The organism is Flavobacterium sp. LS1P28 (genome assembly GCF_003970335.1).
GTDB lineage: Bacteria > Bacteroidota > Bacteroidia > Flavobacteriales > Flavobacteriaceae > Flavobacterium.
The window spans coordinates 1-23253 of the sequence record NZ_RYDI01000023.1 but is presented as its reverse complement, the minus strand read 5'-3'; the positions used below and the strand labels follow the sequence as shown (position 1 = coordinate 23253).

The following is a 23253-nucleotide window of genomic DNA, read 5'->3' as shown; positions in this document are numbered from 1 at the left end:
AATCAGTAGCTTTACAGTATTATGAAAAAGAATGTTTTAATAAGCGGAGGTTCGGGATTTATCGGAAAAAATTTAACTGCTTTGTTGGTCGCAAAAGGGTATACAGTTTCCATTTTGAGTAGAAGTGAAAAGCGTAATACAGAAGCTGTGTTTTATTATAAGTGGGATGTAGTAAATCACACAATTGATGAAGCGGCAGTTTTGAACGCCGATTATATTGTACATTTAGCTGGCGAGAATATTGGGGAGAGGCGCTGGACGGCCAAACAAAAAGCGGCCATTATTGATAGCAGGGAGCAATCTGTTCAGTTGCTTTATACGGTTCTAAAAAAGCATGATAAAAAAGTAGAAGCGTTTATTTCCGCTTCGGCAGTAGGTATTTATGGTGCTGTCAATGGCGAAGAAATTTGTTCAGAAACCATGGCTCCTGCCAATGATTTTCTAGGATATACTTGCCAGAAATGGGAAGATGCCATAGACTTTATAGAGAATTTAAACATACGTACCGTAAAAATACGTACCGGATTAGTGTTAGGAAAAAATGATGGTTTTTTAATGAAACTCACTCCTTTATTCAAGTATCGATTGGGTTCTGGATTGGGATCGGGAGAGCAGTACATGCCTTGGATTCATATCGATGATTTGTGTGCGATCTACTTTCAGGCAATTGTCAATCCCAATATGGCTGGGCCGTATAATGCAGCGATTACTGATAATACTACAAACACCGTTTTTTCTAAAACCTTGGCATGTGTTTTTGGATATTCAATATGGTTGCCAAATGTACCTGCTTTTGTATTGAAATTAGCGATGGGGAAAATGGCGGTAATTGTACTAACGGGACGAAGGGTTTCTTCGGATAAAATAACTCAAACTGGGTTTAAATTTAAATTTAAAAATTTAGAAGGAGCTTTGAGAAATTGTTTAACAAAATAGATTTAATATAAGACACAAATGATTTTTGTGTTCACATTTTTGGATATTTTGCTGCGAACAATGAACGGAATTTTAATCTTGAAATCATCCGTATTTAGGGGAAATGTGGCATATAGCTCAATTCCCTGATCTACTTTTTTTAAGGTTCCGTTAAAAAGGAGCCTTTTAGTTCTTCCACGAATGGTTATTTTTCCATTTATTGGGTATTCTCCTATAGTAGTATTTATGTTTTTTAAATCGAATTTAGCAATTTTCCCTTTAAAAATGGCTGTTGGAAAACGGTTGCTCTCCATATAATTATTGTTAAAATGTTCTTGCATCATTTTTTTTTTGAACTTAAAATCTTTGATGCTAATCCAACAAATGATCTGACCTGTCTTAGTGATTAAAATACAGGTTGTTTTCTCGTTGATTGCGTTCACTTCTTCAAATAATGGGATTGAAGCCTCAAAATTAATGATTCCGGAATAGGATACCATTTTTTCTTGAGCAGTGGTTGCTATTACAGTAAAGAGCAGCATTATTTGTATAATTTTTTTCATAATGATTTATGAATTAAATTACTTAAAGTTACAAAATAAGCAGTAAATATAAAATTATTGTTTGCTTGAAATAACAACTGGATAAGTTAATTTATCTGTTCTTTTTTAATAAGAAATTAGAGGTTTATTGTCCAAAAGAACAGCTGGTCTTTTGGATAATAAGTGTTTGCAACATTATAATTCTACCCGAACATTATATTTTTTTATATTTTCTAGTGCTTTTTCTGAACGGTAATCAAACGCTTCTTTATGGAGATTTTTTTCTTCTTTTAACGCTATTAGTTTGATGCAATTATAAAAACGGCGTACTTCATTGAGATTCGTGAGGATCAATCTGGGAACAAGGGTACTGTTGCCTTCCTTATCTTTGGCAACCATTGTGAAATAGGAGGAATTACAATGTTTAATTTTTCCGGTTTGAATGTTTTCGGCTTCTACCCGAATGCCAATAATCATAGAGCTTTTCCCTACATAATTCACGTTGGCTTTCATGGTTACCAATTCACCCACTTCAATAGGTTTAAGAAAGTTAACCGTATCTACCGATGCCGTTACGCAGTAATTTCCTGAAAATTTTGAAGCACAGGCAAAAGCAATTTGATCCATTAGGGATAAGATATACCCACCATGAATCTTGCCACTGAAATTAGTGTTTGAGGGTAACATCAATTCTGAAATACTAATGTCAGATGATGCTACTGTTTTAAAAATGCTGTTCATTTATTTGATTTTAAAGGGAGAATTAACTTTCTTGACATTAGTAATAAAATAGTGTGAATCGCCCCACCATGGATATGTTCTATAACGTTCCATATAAGTTACTTGGACATATTGTCCTTCAAATTTCTTTAAATCCGTAATTACTTTTTCCGCACTGTCCATTACCGAAAAAGAAAAAATTTGCGCACCGGAAATGCCTTGACTAATTTCGCCCTCCCAAGTTTTGAATACAACTCCCTTGCGACTCACTTTTATTAATTCGCCGGAGCGAACTCCTTCACTGTACGTGGCATTGTATATAAAAGTGAAATAACCCGTAACAGTTACTACAAGCAATACGGAAAGGATTAGTATAAATTTTTTCATTAGGATTTAGTTTAAAGTTAATTTTAGTTTTTTTCGGCTCGGTTTATAATGCTTTCGGGAAGTGCTTTTTTCGCTTTAGCGCCCATTTTTTTTAATTTTTCGACACTCACAATTAGATTTCCTTTTCCTTCTACAAGTTTATTCATCGCACCGCTGTATTCTATTTTGCTCTCGTCTATTTTTTTTCCAATTTTGATTAGGTCTGCCACAAAACCTTCAAATTTATCATACAATGCGCCAGCTTGACGTGCAATTTCGAGTGCGTTTTCCTGTTGTTTTTGATTGGTCCACATGCTGTCAATTGTTCGCAGGGTAGCCAGAAGAGTTGCTGGAGTAACAATGACAATGTTTTTCTCGAACGCTTTGTTGTATAAAGACGTATCCTCATTGAGTGCCATGGCAAAAGCAGGTTCAATAGGAATAAATAACAACACAAAATCAGGACTTTCTATTTGGTACAAATCATGGTAGTTCTTATTGCCAAGTTGCTCTACGTGGCGTTTGATGGAACTGACATGCTCTTTTAGATAGGCAATTTTCAGTAGATCATCTTCTTCATTGATATATTTTTCATACGCCGTCAAAGAAACTTTAGAGTCAACTATCATTTTTTTACCCTCCGGCAGATTGATCACAACATCAGGAAAAACACGATTTCCATCTTCGGTTGTAAAGGCTTGTTGCACCTCATATTCACGGCCTTTCTCCAAACCTGATTTTTCAAGAACGCGTTCTAATACTAATTCGCCCCAATTTCCCTGCATCTTACTGTCTCCTTTCAAAGCCTTAGTTAGATTAATAGTTTCCCTGCTCATCTGGATATTCATTTCGCGTAAGCCCAGAATTTGTTGGCGTAATGCCGCATGATAATCAATACTTTCTTTGTGGGTGTCTTCAACTTTTTTTTCAAACAATTGAATTTTATCCTGTAATGGTGTCAGGATATTTTTCATGTTTTCCTTGTTCTGTTCCGTGAATTTATTGGACTTTTCTTCTAATATTTTATTGGCAAGATTCTCAAATTCCTTGGTGAATTTTTCTTGTAGTTTTTCCACTTCTTCTTTTTGTTCTTTGTTGCGTTCCCAAAGATTCTCAAAATCAACTTCTTTTTTTGAAAGCTGAATGGCTAAACTGTCTTTTTCGTTCCTGATGCTTTCTTTTTGGGAATGGGTGTTTTCCAGTTGCTTTTCAAAAGTTATTTTGTCTACAATTAGTTGTTCTTTCAGTTGATTGAATTGGGTGGAAAATGCAATCAGTTTTTCTTCTAAACTAATTTTTTCCGATTGAAATCGAGCAGAGAAAATGAGCTTGCCAATGAAAACACCAATCGCGAGCGCAACAATAAAAATCAATAAAAACGGAAACATATCTGACATAGAATTTCTTTTTGAAACGTTGTAAAAATAAACAAAAGTTTCCTGATTTTCTTTCGGAAATCAAAATACTAATGCAAGTTTTTTTATAGAAAGTTATTAATTTTGATGACTCAAACAGGCGGAGTTTTAAAAACATATTAGATAAAAAAGCCAGATTTCAAAAATGAAATCTGGCTTTTTTGAATACTGAAATTAGTCGTTTACTTTTTTACTAATTTATCTTTGAAAACTACTTTAGTACCATTGGAAAGGGTATAAATATAAATTCCTACCGGTAAATGAGCCACATCAATTCTTGTTGTGTTATCGCTGTTAAAACCTTTTAATTCAATTGGAACTCCCACCGATCTTCCTTGAATATCATAAATAGTTAGCTTCAGGTCTTTTGTGTTTCCGGAATTAATTACGATAGTAAAAGATTCTGAAGCAGGATTTGGATACGTAACTACTGTTGATTTAGTAATCGAAATCAAATCATTAGTTGATAAGGTGGTATTCGTTTTAAGTTGGAAACGCGCAATGACCGGCCCATGATCAGAGGTGGTGTTGACATAATTAGCCACATCTAGTCTCGGATCGTAAACTGTTGTTGAATTTTGCACATACTCTGCCATTAATTCATTTGAAATGATAATATGGTCTAAGAAACCTCCAGAAGACAGGTAGCTGAAAGCTCCCGCTTTGCTGATTTCTAAAGTCAAAGGGTTGTAACGGGCCGTATCCTCAACCATTTTTTGGTACGAGGATGGGTTACCTGCAATTACAGATTCGTCGACATCATCGTTATAATCTCCTAAGAGGATTAAATTGGCCTCTGGATAATTGACATCTAAACTGTCTTTCAACAATTCAGCGTCATATTTCCTCATATTGTATCGTGCGATATCGCTGCCACTATTTGCTCTGGCGTGAATGTTAATGATTTTTATGTCTTTTTTTACACCGCCAATATTAGTTTCAATTTCAACCATTTGCGGTAAGCGACCAGAGGAATAAAAACTAGCGCTATTTCCGCCCGGGTAATTGGGTAAAGTTGCATTTCCTGCACGAATATCATCAAAAAGTTTGCTGAACAGTACTCGACTTTTTTTTACTGAGCTTGTTTGAGTATTGTAAAGAACCACTAATTTTTGAGCAGGGAAGTCAGGTGTAGGCGCATTGAAAGAATAGGACCAAGCAGGAGAAATCACTTTGGCAAAAGTTTTTCCGTTGATGCTTATTTTTTGGATTAATGTCTCTAAAGCCGCATCATCAGAAACCTCTTGTACGGCATAAACATCAGCATTCAACGTATTCATGACTTTTGCTACATTTTCAATTTGTAACGGATCATCAGTTGGACCAAATTCAGTTCCCGTTGCACCGATTACATTGCTTCCAAAAAATTCTACGTTGTACGTTACGATGTCAAATGTTTCTGTTTTAGGTAATGAGGATCCTGATAAAGATCCAATTTCTTGATTTAATCCGGTTCCAACAGCGGTCAAACGACCTGAAATACTCAATGCTTTTGAGGAAGGGAAAAAACGTGCATAAATTATTTTCCCAGCAACTCCGTCAGCAGCTGAAACCGCTACACTGGATTGAAAATTACTGTTGTCAACAGACAACTGGTAATCAGCAGGAGCTGTAACAGTGATATCGCTATAACCACCAGCCATGAAAACAAACGACTGGCTTGTTGATGCGGTATTTGGTGCTACTTCTCCAAAATTAAAATTAGGATTTGAAGCTAAAAATGACGCTTCATTAGATATTTTCACATCATCAACAGTCCATTCGGCGCTATCCGTACCGCCGGAAGTTGCAGCCTCATATACCCAGGCCACATAAGTATGATTGGTTTTATAGGCCTCGAGATTGATATATTGCGATTGTTTGAAAGTTCCTGTAGTACTTGGAAAATCGCCTTCAAGAACCGTCCAAGTGGCTGTTTCCGGGGTGCTTTTGCCATCATAATCTACTGAGACCATTAATTTAAGCGGTGTTCCAGCGAAAAATTTACGCGAATAAAAAGACAATAATGGGAATTTATCAAAAGTGTCCAAACGTAAATTAGGAGAAATTAACCAATCTTTACTGGCCCCTGTTTCTGAATATCCATTCATTTGTACAGCAGCAGGAGAACTGTTGAAACGGGTAGTTGTGCTCACCCATTTACTCTTGCCTCCTGCCACACTATATTCTGTCCAACCACTGTTTGTAAGTACATTTACATCATTAAAATTTTGAAAATAAGGATTTATTCCTGTTCCTGATAAAGACACCGTCTTTGTAGAAGCGCCAGTAGATTCATGAGTGATTTGACCTGAAAAAAGACCAGTTGCAGTAGGTGTAAATCGTACATAAACTGTAGGTGTTGTATTGTTATTGAAATCTTGGGAAGCAAAAACCAATGCCGTTTGAAAACCAGTACTTTGATTTTTAGAAATGATAAAGTTTCCGGATGTTGTCAGGGTTACTGCTCCAGTAAGATTAAGCGCTTCAATCTGGTAGTTTATTGCCGTTGAACTGAAATTTTGCTCCACAAAATTAAAATCTAATGCAGCTTTAGTAGTCGACAAAGAGGGAACAAGAACGCTGGAAGTTGTTATGTTTAATAGATTGCTTTCAGTTTGAGTATTACCAGTTGCATCTTCAGATATAGAATATAAAACATAATCAGTGCCTAACGATAATCCCGTTATGGTTTTTACAGACTCAATCGCGGCGTCCTTAATTTCCAGGATACCGGATTGTAAAGCGGGTGCATTGGTCGCATTTGTTCCTGCTTTTATTTGTGCACCGCTTGGGGTTGCACTTCCTGAAGGCAATAGCACAAAATAGGTTTTTCCGGGCTCGTCTAGTTTAGTCGAAAAATCAAATCCATCAGAAAGAATGCTGCTTATTTTTGGATATCCCACGGCATTTACAGGAGCTGTAACATCATTTATCACACTAATGTCATCAATGGCAAATGAGGGACGGGAACCACCGCCTGAAACTTGTCTTGAAATCCATCGGATCTGAACTACGTCTTTATTGTCGCATTCTATTGGCAGTACAACTTTTATTTTTTGAATGTTTTGCCCTATTGTTCCTGAAGTTTGTCCTGTTGTACCGCTCGAATACACCGTTGGGGATAAAGTAATAAAAGCATCAGCGGTGCCCACTCTGTATTGCAGGACGAACTCGTTGATCCGCGTATTAGAAGTTCCGTTATAGGGATTACGAATCACCATGGCATCATATTCTACGGTAATTCTAGATTTACCAAGTGTTTTGAAAGCAAATCCTAAAGTTAAATCCAATGAACCGGTATTTAGAAAACCAATTTTTCCATTGTAATTATGGAAATTCCCGCTCGTTGTTGCAGCGGTACTACTGGCCACTAATGGTTTGTCTGCAACAACTGCAGCTGCGGTATTAAATGTACTTCCCGGTGCTGTACTGGCTGTCCAGCCCTGAAATCCGGCGGGATATGTAGCAGAGGCTGCATCTAAAGTTGAAAAATCCTGTAAAAAAAGTAAATCTTGAGGAGCTGGCGCAGTTCCTTGGGCAAAAACAGAGGCCGTAAAGCAATAAAAAAAACTTAAAAAAGCCAGGATATGGCACAAATGGTACTTGTTTTTCATAGGTTTACGATTGAATTAGGAGTCAAAAATAACATTTCTTACGTTAACAGAATATTATAAATTCGTACTTCAGATTGTTTTTAAAGGAATTTATTATAAAAGAAAAGAGCTTAAGTAAAACGCAATTGTTCGCTTTTTTTCAATACGATGAATTCTTATTTTATCCAGTTTTATATTTCCTTCGATTTCAAAAGCTATACTTCAGAATTTATATTTTTGGGTGGATTTTAACTACTACTGCATACTTCATCTGTCAGTCGGCTTTTTCAAACCTAAAGCAGTTGTTTTTCTGCAATCTGTATTTTTAAAGTTAAGATAGCAACTTGTTGTAACAGTTCATCATTTATCCAAAGTAATTCTATTCGTTAATAAAATATTTAGTTTACACCAATAAATGTTTTCGGTTTTACTTTTTTAAACCCATTAAAAACTAAGCTATCTTTGTGCCAAAACAGAAAGTATAACATGTCTCATTCGCACTTTATCATACACAAACCATACGGCTATCTGAGCCAGTTTATTTATGAGCTCAAAAGGAAAAAGAAACTGCTGGGTGAATTGTACGATTTTCCCAAAGGAACGATGGCAATAGGACGTCTTGACGAAGATTCAGAAGGGTTATTGTTGCTGACCACGGACGGAATGATGAGCGAAATCATTAGAAGCAAAAAAGTCGACAAGGAATATTATGTACAAGTTGATGGTATTATTAATCAGGATGCCATTCAGCAATTGCAAAAAGGAGTCGAAATTGGTTTTAATGGCACTAAATACATCACTAAACCGTGTACTGCTTTTTTGATAAATGAAGTTCCCGCTTTTGGTGCCAGAGGGAAAAAAATACGGGACGAACGCCATGGTCCAACTTCCTGGGCTTCAATTACTGTCAATGAAGGAAAGTTTCGCCAAGTACGAAAAATGACCGCAGCGGTTGGGTTTCCTACCTTGCGATTGGTTCGAGTGCGGATAGGAAATGTTTTTTTACATGATTTACAGGCGGGAGAAGTTGTGGAAGTGTCTGATTTTGCAGTCCTTTCAAATGAAAAATAACAATAAAAAATACAATAGTTACAATGTTAAATATCGTTTTAGTAGAACCCGAAATACCAAATAATACCGGAAATATTGGCCGATTGTGCGTAGGAACCGAAAGCCGGTTGCATCTAATTCATCCTTTTGGTTTTGTGATCAATGATAAAAATCTAAAGCGTTCTGGACTCGATTATTGGGTGCATCTTGACGTTACCGAATATCAAAATATAGCCGAATGGAAAGTGCAGATTCCGGATTTGTCCCGCGTTTTTCTGATGAGTTCCCATTCTAAAAAATCGTATTTAGAAAATGATTTTCAAGAGGGTGACTGGTTGGTTTTTGGCAAAGAAAGCAAAGGGTTGAGTGAAGCTGTTTTAAACGAATTCCCCAATCATCTGACAATTCCTATGGCACCGCTGATCCGGAGTTTCAATATTGCTAATTCCGTGGCTTTTGTCATTGGCGAAGCAAAAAGACAAATAGGATTGCAGATTTAAGAAATAATAAACTTCCCTTTTTCAGCATCAAAAACAATATGCTCATCTTTGAACAGCGTATTGAAAGTTCCTTTCATAATCAAATTACAAGGTTGGTCCTGAACGACGGTTTCCGGAGTCATAATGATCATTTCATCACTTAATTGTATGGCCATTTCAATATCATGTGTAGAAAAAAGAATGCATTTTTGAGTTTCCGCTGTAAGTTTTTTTAGGAGTTTAAACAACACCACTTTGTGTAATAAATCTAAATGGGTCGTGGGTTCATCCAGAATGATTAACGGTGTGTCTTGTGCTAAAGCCCTTGCGATCAGAACGATTTGTAACTGTCCGTCACTGATTTCGTAATGTTTTTTTGAGACCAAATGACCAATTTGTGTGAGTGCAATTGCTTGGTTAATTTTAGCAATATCAGTGTCGGTTAATTTTCCAATCCAATTGGTGTACGGTTGCCTTCCTAAAGCGATGAGTTCCCAAACGGTCAAATTACTGGGCGGTAATTTTTCAGTTAAAACGATGCTTAAATTTTGTGCCAAGGTTAACGTATCCAGCTCTTGAATATTTTTGTTATTCAGCAAAGCAGTTCCTGAAAGGGGTTTCTGAATTCCGGTTATGGTTCGTAAAAGTGTAGATTTTCCAATTCCGTTAGCGCCTATTAAGGTAATGAGTTTTCCTTTATCTAAGTTTAAGTTGAGGTTTTCGGCAATACAAATAGCCGCACTTTTAGTTTTGTAACCAATGCTCAAATTGTTTGTTGAAAGGATGTTCTTAGTGGTACTCATTTTTCTTTTTTTGGAAAATTTAAACGTCGATTATATCGATTTTAAAAACAAATATAAATATAGGCACGCAATTTTTAATATTATCCCATCATTTTTCGTTTTCGGACAATCAGCCAGATAACTATAGGCGCTCCTAGTAAGGAAGTGATGGCATTTATTGGCAATGTGATATTCGTACCTGGCATTTGGGAAATTGCATCGCAAATGAGCATTATTGCTGCTCCTAAAAGGAGGGTGCTCCAGTACAATATAGAATGGTTGCTGGTTTGAAACAGTAATTTTGCTATATGTGGTACGGCTAAACCAATGAAAGCAATAGGTCCAGCATACGCAGTAATGCTTCCCGCCAAAATACTCGTTGCAATAATGATAATCAATCGTGTTCTTTTGAAATTCAGTCCCATACTTTGGGCATAATTCTCTCCTAAAAGCAAGGCATTAAGTGGTTTTACGCTGAATAGGCTTAATAATAATCCTATAACTACGCACACTGTCAAAATCAAAATCGAGGACCAAGAAAGGTTCCCTAAAGATCCCATAGACCAGAAAGTGAATTTTTGCAATTGTTCTGCCGAGCTAAAATAGGTCAGTACGCCCACCACAGCACTTGTAAAACTACCAAACATCAAGCCTACAATCAGTATGGTCATCGTGTCCCGCAAGCGTCTGGAAATTACTAAAATGGCAAGTAGAACGATAGAACTGCCAAGGGTAGAGGCAAGGACGACTCCGTAAGACGACAGTAAAATACCACTTAGAAATGGAGGTAATAATCCCGCACCCAAAATTACAAAGGCAACTCCCAGACTCGCTCCTGAACTCAACCCTAAAACATAGGGACCAGCCAGCGGGTTTCTAAAAAGGGTTTGCATTAATAATCCGCTGATCGAAAGTCCCATTCCCACTAAAACCGCAGTGATAGCCTTAGGTAAGCGGTAGTTGATGATAATGTATTCCCAAGTTGATCTGCTGGACTGACCACCGGTTAAACTCGTGTACACCTCCCGAAAAGGAATTCGTATCGAACCCAAACTGATGTTCAGAAAAAACAAGAAAAGAAGCCCTAAAGCAAGAGCGGAAAATAAAAGGATATTTCGGTTTTTATTGGCCAACTTAGTTCAGTTTTTGTGCAAAAGTAAAAGTATAATTTGGAAGCAATTCAGGGTGAAAAATTTTGATGTAGTCTTTTAAAATCAAATCCGGTCTGCTCGGTCCTGTTTCATAATAAATGGTTCCTCCTGTTGCTCCTAATTTGCTTTCGAAAGTATAAATATTTTTGGTAGAAAAAGCGTTAAACTGACTGTAATGGGGATTGCTTTTTTCTAATTCTGACAGGTTTTTAAATGACCCGGAAGCAATCCAGTGAGTCGCATTTTTTGCTTTATACAATACCTGTTCAAAAGAAAGTGCCTGGCTTCCTGTTCCTTCCAGATTTGCCCAGAGATACGTTGCTTTTGCATCTTTCATGAATTGTGCCACCCAGCTGTTTCCCTTGGCAACAAACCATTGATCTTGATACATTGAGCCATACAATACAGTAGATTCAGGCTGTTTGTCTGCAACTAATTGTACCGCTTCCTTGTAGTCTTTTGTAATCTGGTCAAAAAGTATTTTAGCTTCTTTTTCTTTGCCAAAAAGAGCGCCATAAAGTTTGAGCCATTCTGCTTTTCCAAGAGGAGATTGTTCCATCCAGTCGCCTTGAATCATGATTTTCAATCCGCTTTTTTGTAAGTTTTCAATCATCGGGTTGTTATTGTCGATGCCAAAAGTGACAATCAGGTCAGGAGCGATATCGATGAGTTGTTCCATGTTTAGCTTTTCATTTTGCCCCACATTTTTGACGGAACCCTTGTCAATTAAACGACGGGTTTTTTCAGAAGATACGTAATCAGTATGCGGAAAACCAACTAATTTGTTTTCGGCACCAATCATTTCCAGGAAAGGAATATTGGTTGTTGAGGTAACCACAATCGTTTCTAACGGCACTTGAATTATGAGGTTTTTTTGTAAAGTATCGGGAATAACAGCTCCTTTTTCTTTTAAGATGTAAGTGAAGTCTGTAGCAGCATTTGGCCATGGATTACTCACTTTTACCAGCGAGTACCCTTGATATTTGTAAATAGCCAGACCACTTGCATATTCAATTTCGTTGTTAGCGTTACTTATTTTTAGTGTTGCAGGGTTTTCGTTTTTTTTGCAACTGACGAATGATAAAAGTGCCACCGCAAAAAGGATTTTATAAAGATAAATTTTCATGATTCCATTTTCAATACAGGCAAAGGTAGGCCATTTATAAAATTTATTGTTTAATTTTTATAGTAAAAATTTCAACAAATACTATCTTTGACAAATGGATAGCCTAAAGATTAAAAACTGCTCCAGTTGTACAAAACCTTTTAACTGCGGGGACGATTTTCAAGGTAATAGCTGTTGGTGTGCTGATTTTCCTCCTGTTTTTTCTCCTTTAGATGGTGTGGATTGCCTTTGTCCCAGCTGTTTTGCTACGGCTTGTTCGATTAAAATTGAGGAGTATGTGGGCACAATAACCCCGGAAACGGCTAAAGGAAATAAAGCAGCAACTTTGCCTAAAACGGATCAGCTAATCGAAGGGATCGATTATTATATTGCACAAGGCAATTACGTTTTTAAGGCTTGGTTTCATTTAAAAAGAGGACATTGTTGTACTAATGGTTGCCGCCATTGTCCCTATGGATTTAAAAAAAAGTAGCATGATATATTTGATAACAGGTGGAGAACGCTCCGGAAAAAGCAGGTATGCACAGGATCTGGCAATGGAACTTTCGGCCAGACCCATGTATGTGGCAACCGCCAGAAAATGGGATGGTGATTTTCAAAAGCGAATTGATCGTCACCAACAAGAACGTGACGAGCGCTGGATAAATATCGAAAAAGAAAAACAGTGGAGCGAGATCGATTTTTCCGGTAAAGTAGCCGTGATTGATTGTGTGACCCTTTGGTTGACTAATTTTTTTGTAGACACTAAAAATGATGTCGCTTTATGTTTGGAACAAGCCAAAGCCGAATTTGAACAAGTGGCCAATCAGGAAAATACAACCGTTATTATTATCACTAATGAGATAGGCATGGGCGTACATGCTGAAACTCAAATTGGCAGAAAATTTACCGAATTACAAGGTTGGATGAATCAATATTTAGCTAAAAATGCGGATAAGGTGATTTTGATGATTTCTGGAATTCCGGTTACTATAAAACAATAAAAGATGAATTTTGTAAGTTCTTGGAGCGGAGGAAAAGACAGCTGTTATGCTGTGATGAAAGCTAGTCAAAACGGTTTTATTCCAAAGGGATTACTCAATATGATGAATGAAAACGGGAAAGTTTCCCGCTCACACGGATTGCCGTTGTCTGTTTTGAAGCAGCAAGCCTAAAAAATGCAGGTGGCTATTGAATCACTGTTTGTCCAAACTTTAAAAGTACTCAAAAACATCGTATTTCAAGATGAAAAACTTAGATGAAATTATAAAATCGCGCCGAGATACCCGTCATTTTACCTCGGAACCAGTCCCTGAATCTGTTATTGAAAAAGCATTGCAGGCCGGTCATTATGCTCCTTCTGTTGGATTGACGGATGCTACAAAATATTACCTCATTAAATCAGATGTCATAAAAAAAGCCATAAAAAATTTATTTTTGGATTTTGATAAAAAAGCAGCGAATCAAACTGACACGGCAGCACAAAAAACGCAGTATCAAGCTTTAAAATTAGAGGCAATAGAGGAAGCACCGCTTGGATTGGTGATTTGTTATGATCGTTCGGTTTTGAATAATTTTACCATCGGCACCGTGGGAAGTAATGAAGCCATCAAATTTAGTGCGGTTTGTGCTGCGCAAAATATTTGGCTTTCCCTAACCGAACAAGGGTATTCCATGGGCTGGGTTTCTATTTTGAATTATAGTCAGTTCAAGGAATTATTGGGTTTGGGAGAAAACATGGAGCCTTTAGGGTATTTCTGTGTGGGAAAACCAGCTACTGATTACGACAACCAACCCATGTTACAGCAATTGAATTGGAAACAAAAATCAGAAAGTCCATCTGTCGAAGAAATTACGAAAGTGCATCAAAAAGATAAAATTTCGGTGCCGGAATTTAAGACTGCAATTCTAGATACAATCCATTTATCTGAAGCACTGCAGTATAAAATCGATCAGAAGACCAAGCCAACAGGTTCATTGGGTGTTTTGGAAGTTTTAGCCAAACAAATTGGCGAAGTTTTTCAAACATTGGAACCAAAAATTTTAGAACCTACACTTGTTGTTTTTGCTGCAGATCACGGAATTGCTGCCCACGGTGTTAGCGCTTATCCACAAGATGTTACCAGACAAATGGTGGCTAATTTTCTGGACGGTGGAGCTGCAATAAATGTGTTTTGTAAACAAAATTCCATCAAATTAGCCATAGTTGATGCAGGAGTAAATTATGATTTTTCGATGACGAGTACTTTGATTTCGGCCAAAATTGCCAAAGGAACCCAGTCGTTTCTGCAGGGTCCTGCAATGAGTCTTACCGAATTGCAGCACTGTTATACCAAGGGGAATGAAATTGTTACTGCTATTGCCAAAACGGGAAGTAATTGTATTGGTTTTGGAGAAATGGGTATTGGGAATACATCAACTGCTTCAGTTTTGATGAGTGTAATTACTGGAATTGCAATTGAAGATTGTATCGGAAAAGGAACGGGAGTTAGCGATGAAAGACTACTTCAAAAACACCGCTTACTCAAAAAAGCTATTGAGGATTATCAAGGCTCGCCAACATTAGAAGATAAGTTAGCTCATTTTGGTGGCTTTGAAATTATGCAAATGGCTTCTGGAATGCTCACAGCGTATCAAAACAAAATGCTGCTTCTCGTAGATGGATTTATTTGCAGTGTGGCTTTTTTGATTGCCTATAAAAAAAATCCACTGATTCTAAAAAATGCTGTTTTCTGTCATTGTTCTGCAGAACAGGCGCATGCTAAATTATTGGATTATTTAGGTGTAAAAGCCCTGCTCCAACTTGACTTGCGCTTGGGCGAAGGAACGGGTTGTGCGGTGGCTTTTCCAATTATTCAATCGGCAGTTGCTTTTTTGAATGAAATGGCCAGTTTTGACAGTGCCGGTGTGAGTACAAAATAATAATTTTTTCAGTCCAAATTCATAAATAGAGCACTAAAAACGACATAAAATCCAGATTGCATTCACATGAAAAAAGAACTACACATATTTTTTACCGCATTGATGTTTTACACCCGAATTCCCTGTCCTAAAAACATCGATCATAACCCAGATTATTTAAACAAGGCATCTCGTTATTTTCCTTTAATTGGTTGGATTGTAGGTACTATTAGTTTTATAGTCTATGATGTATCGGTTGGTGTTTTTACCCCTGAAATAGCGATTGTTCTCTCGATGATTGCTGGAATCCTTACTACCGGTGCTTTTCATGAAGATGGTTTTGCTGATGTTTGTGATGGTTTTGGTGGGGGTTGGACCAAAGAAAAAATCTTGGTGATAATGAAAGATAGTGCCATTGGAGCTTATGGCGCCATAGGTTTGGTACTGCTGTTTTTATTGAAGTTTCAGGCTGTTTCGGAGGTACTTACTACTTCTTCATTACAGAATTTATTGCTTTTTGTTGCAGCACATTCCGTGAGTCGTCTGGCAGCCATTTCTATTGTTTTTACGCATCAGTATTCCCGTGAAGATGCTTCGAGTAAAAGCAAGCCCATTGCACAAAGTTATTCCTGGCGTGAGGTGATTGGGGCGTTCTTTTTTGGGTTGTTACCGCTTATTGTTTTGTCTTTTTTTCATTGGCAAATGCTGTTGGTGTTAGTGCCGGTTTTTATCACCCGCTTTTTTCTGGCTCGTTATTTTCAAAAATGGTTAGATGGCTATACGGGGGACTGTCTTGGTGCTACACAGCAAGTTTGTGAAATTATAATCTATTTATCTTGTATTGCTTTATGGAAGTTTATTTAGTACGCCATACTGAAACCGTTTGTGAAAAAGGAATTTGCTACGGGCAAGCTGATGTGGCATTGTTGGAACCTTATATACAACAATTTGAAGCTATAAAAGCACAAATTCCTGCTGAAAGTCTCGTGTACTCTAGTCCGTTAAATCGATGTGTGGAGTTGGCACACTATCTGTCAGTAGCAAAAATACAAATAGACTCCCGGTTAATGGAAATGAATTTTGGCGATTGGGAATTAAAAAATTGGGATAGCGTTCCGGTTATCGATTTGACCCATTGGATGAATGATTTCGTTCATGTTCGTGTACCAAATGGGGAGTCTTTTACAGACCTCCATGATAGAGTTAGCGATTTTTTAGATCATGAACTTCCTAAAAAGACCATTAAACCTATTGTGATCGTGACCCATGCCGGAGTGATTCGAAGTGTTTTGTGTAAAATTACAAAGTTGCCACTACGAGATGCGTTTCAAAATAAAGTGAACTTTGGAGCGGTGATTAAAATTGAAATATAAAATTGAGAATAGTGTAGGATAATAACGTAATATAATTTTATCTTTGCCGCCGTAATGAGGTTGCTGTTTTGTTTTTCATACCAGCATTAAAAGGGAATCAGGTAAGCGATTACAGATTTCAGTATTCAGATTAGAGAGTTTACATCCTAAATCAAGAATCCTAAATCAAGAATCAAAAATCCTGGGCTGTACCCGCAACTGTAAGCTATAAAGCTTGTTGTTATCTACAAAACCACTGTTCGTCTTTGCGAATGGGAAGGTAAACAACAAGACGCGAGCCAGGAGACCTGCCTGTTACATCGAGTATCAAACTTTCGGGAAAAAAGGTTTGGGTATGGGTAATTCTATGCTTTTCTCCCATTTATAGTCATGTGGCAGTACCATAAAACTGCTATTAAATGTTTCAAAATGAACAAGAAAATCGTTCGTATTAGTGCGCTCTGCGTGCTGATGACTTCGTGTGCTTTCGCACAACAAAAAGACACCATTGCATCCACAAATCAATTGGATGAGGTCGTAATTTCCGATTCTAAATTTGCTTTGCCAAAAGAAAAGTCCGGAAAAGTAATCGTAAAAATTACAGCCGAAGATTTAAAGAGAAGACAAGGGCAAACTGTAGCTACCATTTTGAGTTCAGTAGCCGGAATTGAAATCAACGGAAACCAAAGCCGGAATGGAAAGGATTTAGGGGTTTACATTCGTGGGGGACGAAATCATCAAGTGCTAATTCTTATTGATGGTGTTCCGGTTACCGATGCTTCTGGAATTAGCTTATCGTATGATTTGCGCTTGCTGCCCGTTGAACAAATAGAAAGTATTGAGGTGATGAAAGGCGCTTCAAGTACTTTATACGGATCGGGTGCCGCTGCCGGAGTTATTAATATTACGTTGAAAAAAGCTTCCAAAAAAGCGATTGCAGCAAATGCATACCTTAATGTGGGCACCCAAACGATTGCCAATCAGGAAAATTATAGTATAAATGACTACAGCCAAGGGGTTGCTTTGAACGGAAGCGCTGAAAAAATTAATTATTATGCTTCCTTAAACAGCACCGAAACCACGGGAATTTCTGAGGCAAAATCACCTAATGACGCTGTTTTATTTGAAGCTGATCGTTTTTCCAGAGTGAACTCAGTGGTGAAAATTGGTTTCAAGCCAACAGCTAAATTAGATTTGGATTTCTTTGCAAACTACGATAAAATAAAAAGCGATTTTGATGCAGGATCTTTTGCGGATAACGATGAAAACGGCAGTGCCTCTGAACAATTTAGAGTTGGGTTTTCACCAAAATACAAATATAAAAAAGGAGAATTTGTAATCAATTCAAGTGCTAATTTAATTACAAGATCCATTTTTAATTATGGAACAATGTTGGATTATAAATCCAGAAGCGTCAATGCAGATGCGTTTAATAAATATGAAATTTCACCTGAATTGTTCCTGGTAACAGGTGCTCAATTTCAATTTCATGAAATGTCTAATGAAAGTCCGTATGAGGCCATTGCAAATGAATTGGCCAAATTTAATATGATTGATCCCTATGTGACGGCGGTTTACAGCTCTGAATTTGGGTTAAACCTGAATTTGGGAGCTCGTTATAACATGCACAGTAAATACGGAAATAATTTAGTTTACAATGTAAATCCTTCTTTTTCATTTCCTAATTTACCATTGAAACTACTAGCTTCTTACAGTACGGCTTTTGTAGCCCCTAGCTTGTATCAATTGTATTCTCCTTATGGTGATTTGAATTTATCCTCAGAGAAAGATAAAACATTTGAATTGGGTTTTGAAACAACGATGATTGATAAAAAATTGGTTCTGAATGCTTTGGTTTTTCAAAGAGAGGAAGAAAATGCGATTGGGTTTGATTTAGTGTCTTACAAGTATTTTAATGTTGCGGGTCTAAATAAAGCCAAAGGTTTTGAGACCATGATTTCGTATGCTTTGACGGCTAAAATAAATTTGACTGCCAATTATGCGTTTACAGAATTAGAAAAACAATCACGAGTGCTGAATCCAAAACACAAAGCGAACGCCGCAGTTGATCTGCAAGCAACGCCTCGTTTGGCTTTTAATGCAACATATCAATTTGTTTCGGATCGTTATTTTGAGTATACAACATATCCGGCACCCACTTTTGATCCAGTATTGAATTCTGAAATACTGAAAGATTACCAGCTGATCAACATGAATGTACGGTATGAGTTGATCAAAAATCGAATGAATATTTTTGCAGCAGCAGATAATATTTTAGATAAGGATTTTGTTGAAACAAGAGGGTTTAGTACCAGAGGACGAAATTTCAAAGTAGGTTTGAATATCAAAATGTAATACCATTGCATTATTCCATAAAAAAAAGAGGCTTTCATCACTGAAAGCCTCTTTTTAGTTTATAAAATATTGTTACTTCAATTCTGAAATGAATGCTACGATAGTTGCGGCAATTTTATTTTGTTCCACATCATTGGTTAAATATTCTCGGTCACCAAGGTTAGACATATAACCCAATTCAACAAGTACAGCCGGGACTTCTGATTTTTTTAAAATGTAGAAGGGAGCTTTCTTTATTTCTGATGATTTTATAGTAGTATTGCGGATAAATTTGTTGCGAAGTTCCACCGCAATCTCATTTGACCTTTCATTCGCAATTGATTCTGTGGCAATATAAAATTCCATTCCTGATTTTGATAGATTTAAATTTTGATTGACATGAAGTGATAAAACTAAATCGGGTTTGATCTTGTTGATCAACGCAGAACGGTCACTCAAAGAAAGAAATTGGTCTCCAATTCTTGTAAGGTGTATGGTCACTTTCTCATTTTTGTTCAAAAATTTGATTTTGTCTGTGATTTTCGCTACAATTTGTTTTTCAGTAGCACTACTGGAAGTTGCTCCAAAATCAGATCCACCATGTCCGGCATCAATAACAATATTTATTTGTTCGGATGGGATAGTATTCGGAATTACAAATGCAAAAGAGACGACGGTGGCAAGAGTTAGAAATAACGAAATTGCTTTTTTCATGTGGTTTTGTTTAATTTGTTATTCAATTGTAACTTATAAAAATAAGAATTATTGTGTAACTTTATTCTATTCCAAAGCTCTCAAAAGACCTTCTGGTGCTTTCTCAATGTACATTTGGTTTTGGATTCCTTTTATTGATTTGGCATCCGTGAAAAACTCAAAATCTTGTCCGGGACTTTGTCGCAATACGCGACCAGTTCCAGTAATTTTGCGAATGGCTGTACTTAATAACGGTTCTGTAGAATCGCCAAGGATTCCCAGATTGCTCAATGTTTCTTTTTGTAGAAAATCAGGTTGTAACCCACTGAAGTAATCCCCAAAACCCACTGAATTGACAATTTTTAACACGATTGGCTGCATGGCATATCTGTGATTGGGATTCCTGCTTTGAGCTCCAAAAGTCGGGGAGTCATAAAGCGTTACGGATCCTACGTTTTTTCCTACTGTAACATCCCCAATTTGTATAACTTGAATGTGAGGTTCTAGCCCGTTGATTACTAACTCGCTTGCTGATGCAGAGCTTTTCGTAGTTAAAATATAAATTTTAGTCAATCCTAAACTATTGATGGCTGTGCTTCCTATTTTATCGGTAAAATAATTGAATAATGCTTCGGGATTTTCAGCCTCGAAATAAGCATTAATTTTTGCATTCCATTGTTGTTTAGCAAAGACTTTTCCTTTAAATTGTCCGGTAATCATACTTGCCAATCGTGTAGCCGTTTGTACAGAACCACCGCCATTGTAACGTAAATCTAAAACCAAGTCCGTAACTACTTGTGATTTTAGAGATGCAAAAGCATCGTTTAATTGAGTGTCAAAATTAGCATAAAAGCCATTGTACATCAAATAGCCTATTTTGTGAGAGCCGGAGGTGATTACTTTATTGATTAAAATTGGATTTTCGGATAGGACTGTTTTTGTCAATGCCACTGATTTACCGTTGCTGACAATTGTAGTTCCGTTAAAATCAGCAAGATTTAGTGTGTAATTTTCGTTTGAACCAAAAAGTAACGATTCATAATTGCTTAAAGTCAGCTGTGTACCATTTACGGCAGTAAAAAAATCACCACGTTTTATAGCTTTACTGGAGGCGTCTGAGTTTGCAATAATATAACGAACGTAACCAAATATTTCAGTTGTACTACCCGGTTTATAACTTAAACCAAAATCGATACCATTGTTTTTAGTAGTGCCCTGAAGCGTTCCTTCAAGTTCTAAATAATCGCTTACAATCCAACTAAATCGATCCGTAGAAGGAGTAACCCGCAACGCATCAAATAAATCCTCAGGCACCGGATATTCTCTTAAAAAAGAGTTTAGTGCAGTTTGATCCGCGAATCGGTTATCGGCTAAATTTGGAACATCAGCTTGCCACAAATAGTACAGATTCATTCCTTTCCAAATAAAATCCTGAATCTCCAGACTTGCAGGTGGTGTCACGTCATCATTGTCCTGACAGCTTTGTAAAGTGAAAGTAGCTATGAAAAATAAAAGTGTAAATTTGAATACTGTTCTCATAATTGTATTTTAATACTTTATTAACGTAAAAATACTAACTTTAGTTTTATTTTATGTTTTTTTGTTGCAAAAATAAATAGGATTCATCTTAATAGTATAACTCGTTTGATTTTTAATGGATATGAAAGAGTACGCAATCCGGGTGTCACTTTCCCGGGCACGAAAAACGATTAAAGAATTTATGATACAAATACACAATTATGGAATCAAATAAAGTCGAGGGTTTATTAGAAAAACACTTTCAGGGAGCGACCACTTTAGTCCAAGAAAAAGAGTTACGGGATTATTTTTCGTCTCAGGATGTTGCTTCGCATTTACAACAGTATGCTTCATTATTTGACTGTTTTGCTGTTGCAAAAGAGCAGCAGAATATGAATAAAACTCCAGTATTTGAAGTTGTTATGGCTAAAAACAAGAATAAAAAAGGGAATTTAGGCTGGGTTTCTATTGCAGCTTCAGTTGTTGTTTTGATGGGAATAGCAACGTATGTCCTTTTTGATTTGGATGCTACAAAAGAAAACACAAATTTAGGAACCTATGAAGATCCTGAAGCCGCTTTTAGGGCCACTCAAAAAGCATTGTCATTATTATCCAAGAATGTGAATATTGGCATAAAAAGTGTACAATACATTGAAGAATATCAAACCGTTAAAAACAGGGTTTTTGTAAGCGCTAAAAAAGAGTGGAAAAGATCCTAAAAATCAAACTAAGAATACTAACAATAAAATAATTAAATAAAATGAAAGCAACCATTCAAAAAAGTATCAATAGGAGTTTTAGCAAAAAGTGTCTGATCACTTTAGTATTTCTAGTTATTTCGAGTCCATTTTTTGCGCAAGCAGTCTTTGACAAATTTGACGGACAAGATGATGTTACGTCCATTATAGTCAATAAAAAAATGTTCGACTTGATGAGTAAGGTCAAAGTAGATGCTTCTGATAAAGAAACGCAACAGTACCTGAGTTTGATAAAAAAATTGGACAACCTAAAAGTTTTTACTACAAAAAGTACCAGAGCAGAGGGAGAAATGAAAGCTGCTGCAGAGAAGTACATCAAAACAGCGGGATTAGAAGAGTTGATGCGCGTGAATGAAAACGGAAGGAATATAAAAATTCTGGTAAAATCAGGAACATCAGATTCTCAAATTAGAGAATTGCTGATGTTTATTGAAGGAGCTAAAAATGAGGATACAGTGCTGATGTCATTGACAGGAAATTTTGATTTGAATGAAATTTCAGTTCTTACCGATAAGATGCGAATTCCAGGAGGTGATGACTTAAAAAAAGCAACTAAAGACAGAAAATAAGAGGAATCCAACCAGCGTAATGATTATGATGAGCGTATTGCACCAATCGAACATTGATTTAGAACAATTGAAGCCGCTATAGCAGTTCATGAAATAAACAGAGTTATATCTATAAAAAAAAGCGTCTTGATGTTGTAATCGAGACGCTTTTTTTATGCCTATTTCAAGAATATTATTTGCAAAACATTTTTTTGTTTTTAACGGCACTTTGGCTTCCTAATTTAATGGCTTTGGTGAAATCAGCGCACGCATTTTTTTTATTTTGAATGTGAATATTAGATAACCCTCTAAGATTATAGGCAATGTAGTCTTTAGGATTTAACGTGATAGATATCGTGCAATCTTCAATGGCTCCCGTATAATTTTTAGCCTTGTAATTGATGTCAGCCCTGGTGGTATAAGCATCTCCTTTTTTAGGTTCAATGAGGATGGTTTTATTGACATCATCTAACGCCCCTTTTATATCGCCTGATTTTTGTTTCAAAAGGGCTCTGTTTAAGTAGGCTTCAGCAAACAATGGATCAGCTCGTATGGCTTTAGTATAATCAGCAATAGCGCCTTTTAGATTGCCTGTTTCTGCTTTTTTTAAAGCTTGGTCAAAAAAATCGTAGGCAATTGGACTCTGACTCCAGCCAGTTAAGGAACTTAATAATAATGCAAGAAAAATTAATTTTTTCATAAAAATAGATTGCAGGGTATTGGGCTTGTTAAGAACTCGGGTAAAGAATAAAATTGCACTATAAAGGTACTATTTTTTAGTTAGATATTAAATTAACGCATTTAAATGTAATTTATTTTACAAAATGAAACCAATAAAAAATCACCAATGGACTTGCTAACTTTACCCGCATAAAAAGTTAAGAATAAAAACCTTAATTTTAAATTATAAAAAAGAATCGAAAAATTTTAAAAATGTTGATTAACTAATACTGCAGGATTTATTTGCATATCCAAATCCCTCTTTAGTTTGAATATAGGTGATATCAGAAACCCAAACTTTTGAAGGCATTTTGACAACAAACTCCCTA

Annotated in this window: 23 protein-coding genes, 1 pseudogene and 1 riboswitch; of the genes and pseudogenes, 13 read left to right on the top strand and 11 right to left on the bottom strand. The window is 36.5% G+C overall.

The features are described from left to right. The first annotated feature begins 21 nt into the window (after positions 1-21). On the top strand, positions 22-936 hold the full coding sequence (locus EKL97_RS14035) for a TIGR01777 family oxidoreductase (protein WP_126460760.1): 915 nt from the start codon (positions 22-24) through the stop codon (positions 934-936). Between the two features lie 2 nt (positions 937-938). Here the strand turns inward: EKL97_RS14035 and EKL97_RS14030 are convergent, their stop codons facing one another. The 5 genes from EKL97_RS14030 to EKL97_RS14010 form a co-directional block, all read right to left on the bottom strand. Further along, positions 939-1478: a YceI family protein gene (locus tag EKL97_RS14030; protein ID WP_126561751.1), complete on the bottom strand. Its 540-nt coding sequence runs from the start codon at positions 1476-1478 to the stop codon at positions 939-941. Between the two features lie 174 nt (positions 1479-1652). Then, a complete protein-coding gene (locus tag EKL97_RS14025) occupies positions 1653-2198 on the bottom strand; it encodes an acyl-CoA thioesterase (protein ID WP_126455565.1) in 546 nt (181 codons plus the stop codon). Next, a complete protein-coding gene (locus EKL97_RS14020) occupies positions 2199-2564 on the bottom strand; it encodes a 6-phosphogluconate dehydrogenase (protein ID WP_126563964.1) in 366 nt (121 codons plus the stop codon). 23 nt (positions 2565-2587) lie between these two features. Further along, positions 2588-3940, bottom strand: coding sequence for a DNA recombination protein RmuC (rmuC, locus tag EKL97_RS14015; protein ID WP_126569123.1), 1353 nt, complete (start codon positions 3938-3940; stop codon positions 2588-2590). A 200-nt stretch (positions 3941-4140) separates the two neighbouring features. Continuing rightward, on the bottom strand, positions 4141-7554 hold the full coding sequence (locus EKL97_RS14010) for a T9SS-dependent choice-of-anchor J family protein (protein ID WP_126569122.1): 3414 nt from the start codon (positions 7552-7554) through the stop codon (positions 4141-4143). 465 nt (positions 7555-8019) lie between these two features. On the opposite strand from EKL97_RS14010, the gene EKL97_RS14005 reads away from it, so the two are divergent. Both EKL97_RS14005 and EKL97_RS14000 read left to right on the top strand, forming a co-directional pair. Further along, complete coding sequence (locus EKL97_RS14005) at positions 8020-8604, top strand: pseudouridine synthase (protein WP_126561754.1); 585 nt, start codon at positions 8020-8022, stop codon at positions 8602-8604. Between the two features lie 23 nt (positions 8605-8627). After that, positions 8628-9083 carry a tRNA (cytidine(34)-2'-O)-methyltransferase gene (locus tag EKL97_RS14000; protein ID WP_126455575.1) on the top strand — a complete coding sequence of 152 codons (456 nt, stop codon included), beginning with the start codon at positions 8628-8630 and terminating at the stop codon, positions 9081-9083. On the opposite strand, the gene EKL97_RS13995 is transcribed toward EKL97_RS14000, so the two are convergent. The 3 genes from EKL97_RS13995 to EKL97_RS13985 form a co-directional block, all read right to left on the bottom strand. Next, a complete protein-coding gene (locus tag EKL97_RS13995) occupies positions 9080-9865 on the bottom strand; it encodes an ABC transporter ATP-binding protein (RefSeq protein WP_126563967.1) in 786 nt (261 codons plus the stop codon). The two genes, EKL97_RS14000 and EKL97_RS13995, sit on opposite strands and share 4 nt — an antisense overlap. A gap of 80 nt (positions 9866-9945) precedes the next feature. Further along, on the bottom strand, positions 9946-10977 hold the full coding sequence (locus EKL97_RS13990) for an iron ABC transporter permease (protein ID WP_126460775.1): 1032 nt from the start codon (positions 10975-10977) through the stop codon (positions 9946-9948). Between the two features lies 1 nt (position 10978). After that, positions 10979-12121, bottom strand: a complete 1143-nt coding sequence (locus EKL97_RS13985; protein WP_126569121.1) for an ABC transporter substrate-binding protein — start codon at positions 12119-12121, stop codon at positions 10979-10981. A gap of 94 nt (positions 12122-12215) precedes the next feature. On the opposite strand from EKL97_RS13985, the gene EKL97_RS13980 reads away from it, so the two are divergent. From EKL97_RS13980 to EKL97_RS13950, 7 genes are all read left to right on the top strand, one after another. After that, positions 12216-12593, top strand: coding sequence for a DUF5522 domain-containing protein (locus EKL97_RS13980; RefSeq protein ID WP_126455583.1), 378 nt, complete (start codon positions 12216-12218; stop codon positions 12591-12593). Position 12594: 1 nt separating this feature from the next. Then, entirely contained in the window at positions 12595-13104 is a 510-nt protein-coding gene (locus EKL97_RS13975) for a bifunctional adenosylcobinamide kinase/adenosylcobinamide-phosphate guanylyltransferase (protein WP_126455584.1), read from the top strand. A gap of 3 nt (positions 13105-13107) precedes the next feature. After that, a complete protein-coding gene (locus EKL97_RS13970) occupies positions 13108-13275 on the top strand; it encodes a hypothetical protein (RefSeq protein ID WP_126460781.1) in 168 nt (55 codons plus the stop codon). 70 nt (positions 13276-13345) lie between these two features. Continuing rightward, the gene (gene cobT / locus EKL97_RS13965) at positions 13346-15022 is read left to right on the top strand and encodes a nicotinate-nucleotide--dimethylbenzimidazole phosphoribosyltransferase (protein WP_126569120.1); all 1677 of its coding nucleotides are present in this window, start codon (positions 13346-13348) and stop codon (positions 15020-15022) included. Between the two features lie 66 nt (positions 15023-15088). Beyond that, positions 15089-15865 (top strand): adenosylcobinamide-GDP ribazoletransferase, encoded by a 777-nt coding sequence (locus EKL97_RS13960; protein WP_126569119.1) that lies wholly within the window; start codon positions 15089-15091, stop codon positions 15863-15865. Then, positions 15850-16374, top strand: a complete 525-nt coding sequence (gene cobC, locus EKL97_RS13955; RefSeq protein ID WP_126569118.1) for an alpha-ribazole phosphatase — start codon at positions 15850-15852, stop codon at positions 16372-16374. Before EKL97_RS13960 ends, cobC begins: the two co-directional genes overlap by 16 nt. 40 nt (positions 16375-16414) lie before the next feature. Next, a riboswitch (cobalamin riboswitch) is annotated at positions 16415-16684 on the top strand. Between the two features lie 98 nt (positions 16685-16782). Continuing rightward, positions 16783-18708, top strand: a complete 1926-nt coding sequence (locus EKL97_RS13950) for a TonB-dependent receptor plug domain-containing protein (RefSeq protein ID WP_233588604.1) — start codon at positions 16783-16785, stop codon at positions 18706-18708. Between the two features lie 72 nt (positions 18709-18780). Here EKL97_RS13950 and EKL97_RS13945 read toward each other — a convergent pair whose 3' ends face one another. Both EKL97_RS13945 and EKL97_RS13940 read right to left on the bottom strand, forming a co-directional pair. Next, positions 18781-19401 carry an N-acetylmuramoyl-L-alanine amidase gene (locus EKL97_RS13945; RefSeq protein ID WP_126460793.1) on the bottom strand — a complete coding sequence of 207 codons (621 nt, stop codon included), beginning with the start codon at positions 19399-19401 and terminating at the stop codon, positions 18781-18783. Between the two features lie 66 nt (positions 19402-19467). Continuing rightward, positions 19468-20919 (bottom strand): S41 family peptidase, encoded by a 1452-nt coding sequence (locus EKL97_RS13940; RefSeq protein ID WP_126569117.1) that lies wholly within the window; start codon positions 20917-20919, stop codon positions 19468-19470. A 112-nt stretch (positions 20920-21031) separates the two neighbouring features. On the opposite strand from EKL97_RS13940, the pseudogene EKL97_RS15925 reads away from it, so the two are divergent. From EKL97_RS15925 to EKL97_RS13930, 3 genes and pseudogenes are all read left to right on the top strand, one after another. Then, positions 21032-21133, top strand: a pseudogene (locus EKL97_RS15925) (RNA polymerase subunit sigma-70); the annotation flags it as partial. Further along, positions 21120-21617 carry a hypothetical protein gene (locus EKL97_RS13935; protein WP_126569116.1) on the top strand — a complete coding sequence of 166 codons (498 nt, stop codon included), beginning with the start codon at positions 21120-21122 and terminating at the stop codon, positions 21615-21617. The pseudogene EKL97_RS15925 and the gene EKL97_RS13935, both read left to right, overlap by 14 nt. Before the next feature lie 41 nt (positions 21618-21658). Next, entirely contained in the window at positions 21659-22225 is a 567-nt protein-coding gene (locus tag EKL97_RS13930; RefSeq protein WP_126569115.1) for a DUF4252 domain-containing protein, read from the top strand. Positions 22226-22397: 172 nt separating this feature from the next. Here the strand turns inward: EKL97_RS13930 and EKL97_RS13920 are convergent, their stop codons facing one another. Continuing rightward, positions 22398-22904, bottom strand: a complete 507-nt coding sequence (locus tag EKL97_RS13920) for a tetratricopeptide repeat protein (RefSeq protein WP_126460805.1) — start codon at positions 22902-22904, stop codon at positions 22398-22400. Positions 22905-23253: the final 349 nt, after the last annotated feature.

Excerpts from the sequence above, each read along its gene's own strand:
- EKL97_RS13945 (WP_126460793.1), bottom strand. The coding sequence starts at position 19,401 with ATGAAAAAAGCAATTTCGTTATTTCTAACTCTTGCCACCGTCGTCTCT.
- EKL97_RS13930 (WP_126569115.1), top strand. The coding sequence starts at position 21,659 with ATGAAAGCAACCATTCAAAAAAGTATCAATAGGAGTTTTAGCAAAAAG.
- EKL97_RS14030 (WP_126561751.1), bottom strand. The coding sequence starts at position 1,478 with ATGAAAAAAATTATACAAATAATGCTGCTCTTTACTGTAATAGCAACC.
- EKL97_RS14035 (WP_126460760.1), top strand. The coding sequence starts at position 22 with ATGAAAAAGAATGTTTTAATAAGCGGAGGTTCGGGATTTATCGGAAAA.
- EKL97_RS13935 (WP_126569116.1), top strand. The coding sequence starts at position 21,120 with ATGGAATCAAATAAAGTCGAGGGTTTATTAGAAAAACACTTTCAGGGA.
- EKL97_RS13995 (WP_126563967.1), bottom strand. The coding sequence starts at position 9,865 with ATGAGTACCACTAAGAACATCCTTTCAACAAACAATTTGAGCATTGGT.
- rmuC (WP_126569123.1), bottom strand. The coding sequence starts at position 3,940 with ATGTCAGATATGTTTCCGTTTTTATTGATTTTTATTGTTGCGCTCGCG.
- cobT (WP_126569120.1), top strand. The coding sequence starts at position 13,346 with ATGAAAAACTTAGATGAAATTATAAAATCGCGCCGAGATACCCGTCAT.
- EKL97_RS13940 (WP_126569117.1), bottom strand. The coding sequence starts at position 20,919 with ATGAGAACAGTATTCAAATTTACACTTTTATTTTTCATAGCTACTTTC.
- EKL97_RS14010 (WP_126569122.1), bottom strand. The coding sequence starts at position 7,554 with ATGAAAAACAAGTACCATTTGTGCCATATCCTGGCTTTTTTAAGTTTT.
- EKL97_RS14000 (WP_126455575.1), top strand. The coding sequence starts at position 8,628 with ATGTTAAATATCGTTTTAGTAGAACCCGAAATACCAAATAATACCGGA.
- EKL97_RS13980 (WP_126455583.1), top strand. The coding sequence starts at position 12,216 with ATGGATAGCCTAAAGATTAAAAACTGCTCCAGTTGTACAAAACCTTTT.
- EKL97_RS14005 (WP_126561754.1), top strand. The coding sequence starts at position 8,020 with ATGTCTCATTCGCACTTTATCATACACAAACCATACGGCTATCTGAGC.
- EKL97_RS13970 (WP_126460781.1), top strand. The coding sequence starts at position 13,108 with ATGAATTTTGTAAGTTCTTGGAGCGGAGGAAAAGACAGCTGTTATGCT.
- EKL97_RS14025 (WP_126455565.1), bottom strand. The coding sequence starts at position 2,198 with ATGAACAGCATTTTTAAAACAGTAGCATCATCTGACATTAGTATTTCA.
- EKL97_RS13950 (WP_233588604.1), top strand. The coding sequence starts at position 16,783 with ATGAACAAGAAAATCGTTCGTATTAGTGCGCTCTGCGTGCTGATGACT.
- cobC (WP_126569118.1), top strand. The coding sequence starts at position 15,850 with ATGGAAGTTTATTTAGTACGCCATACTGAAACCGTTTGTGAAAAAGGA.
- EKL97_RS14020 (WP_126563964.1), bottom strand. The coding sequence starts at position 2,564 with ATGAAAAAATTTATACTAATCCTTTCCGTATTGCTTGTAGTAACTGTT.
- EKL97_RS13975 (WP_126455584.1), top strand. The coding sequence starts at position 12,595 with ATGATATATTTGATAACAGGTGGAGAACGCTCCGGAAAAAGCAGGTAT.
- EKL97_RS13960 (WP_126569119.1), top strand. The coding sequence starts at position 15,089 with ATGAAAAAAGAACTACACATATTTTTTACCGCATTGATGTTTTACACC.
- EKL97_RS13920 (WP_126460805.1), bottom strand. The coding sequence starts at position 22,904 with ATGAAAAAATTAATTTTTCTTGCATTATTATTAAGTTCCTTAACTGGC.
- EKL97_RS13985 (WP_126569121.1), bottom strand. The coding sequence starts at position 12,121 with ATGAAAATTTATCTTTATAAAATCCTTTTTGCGGTGGCACTTTTATCA.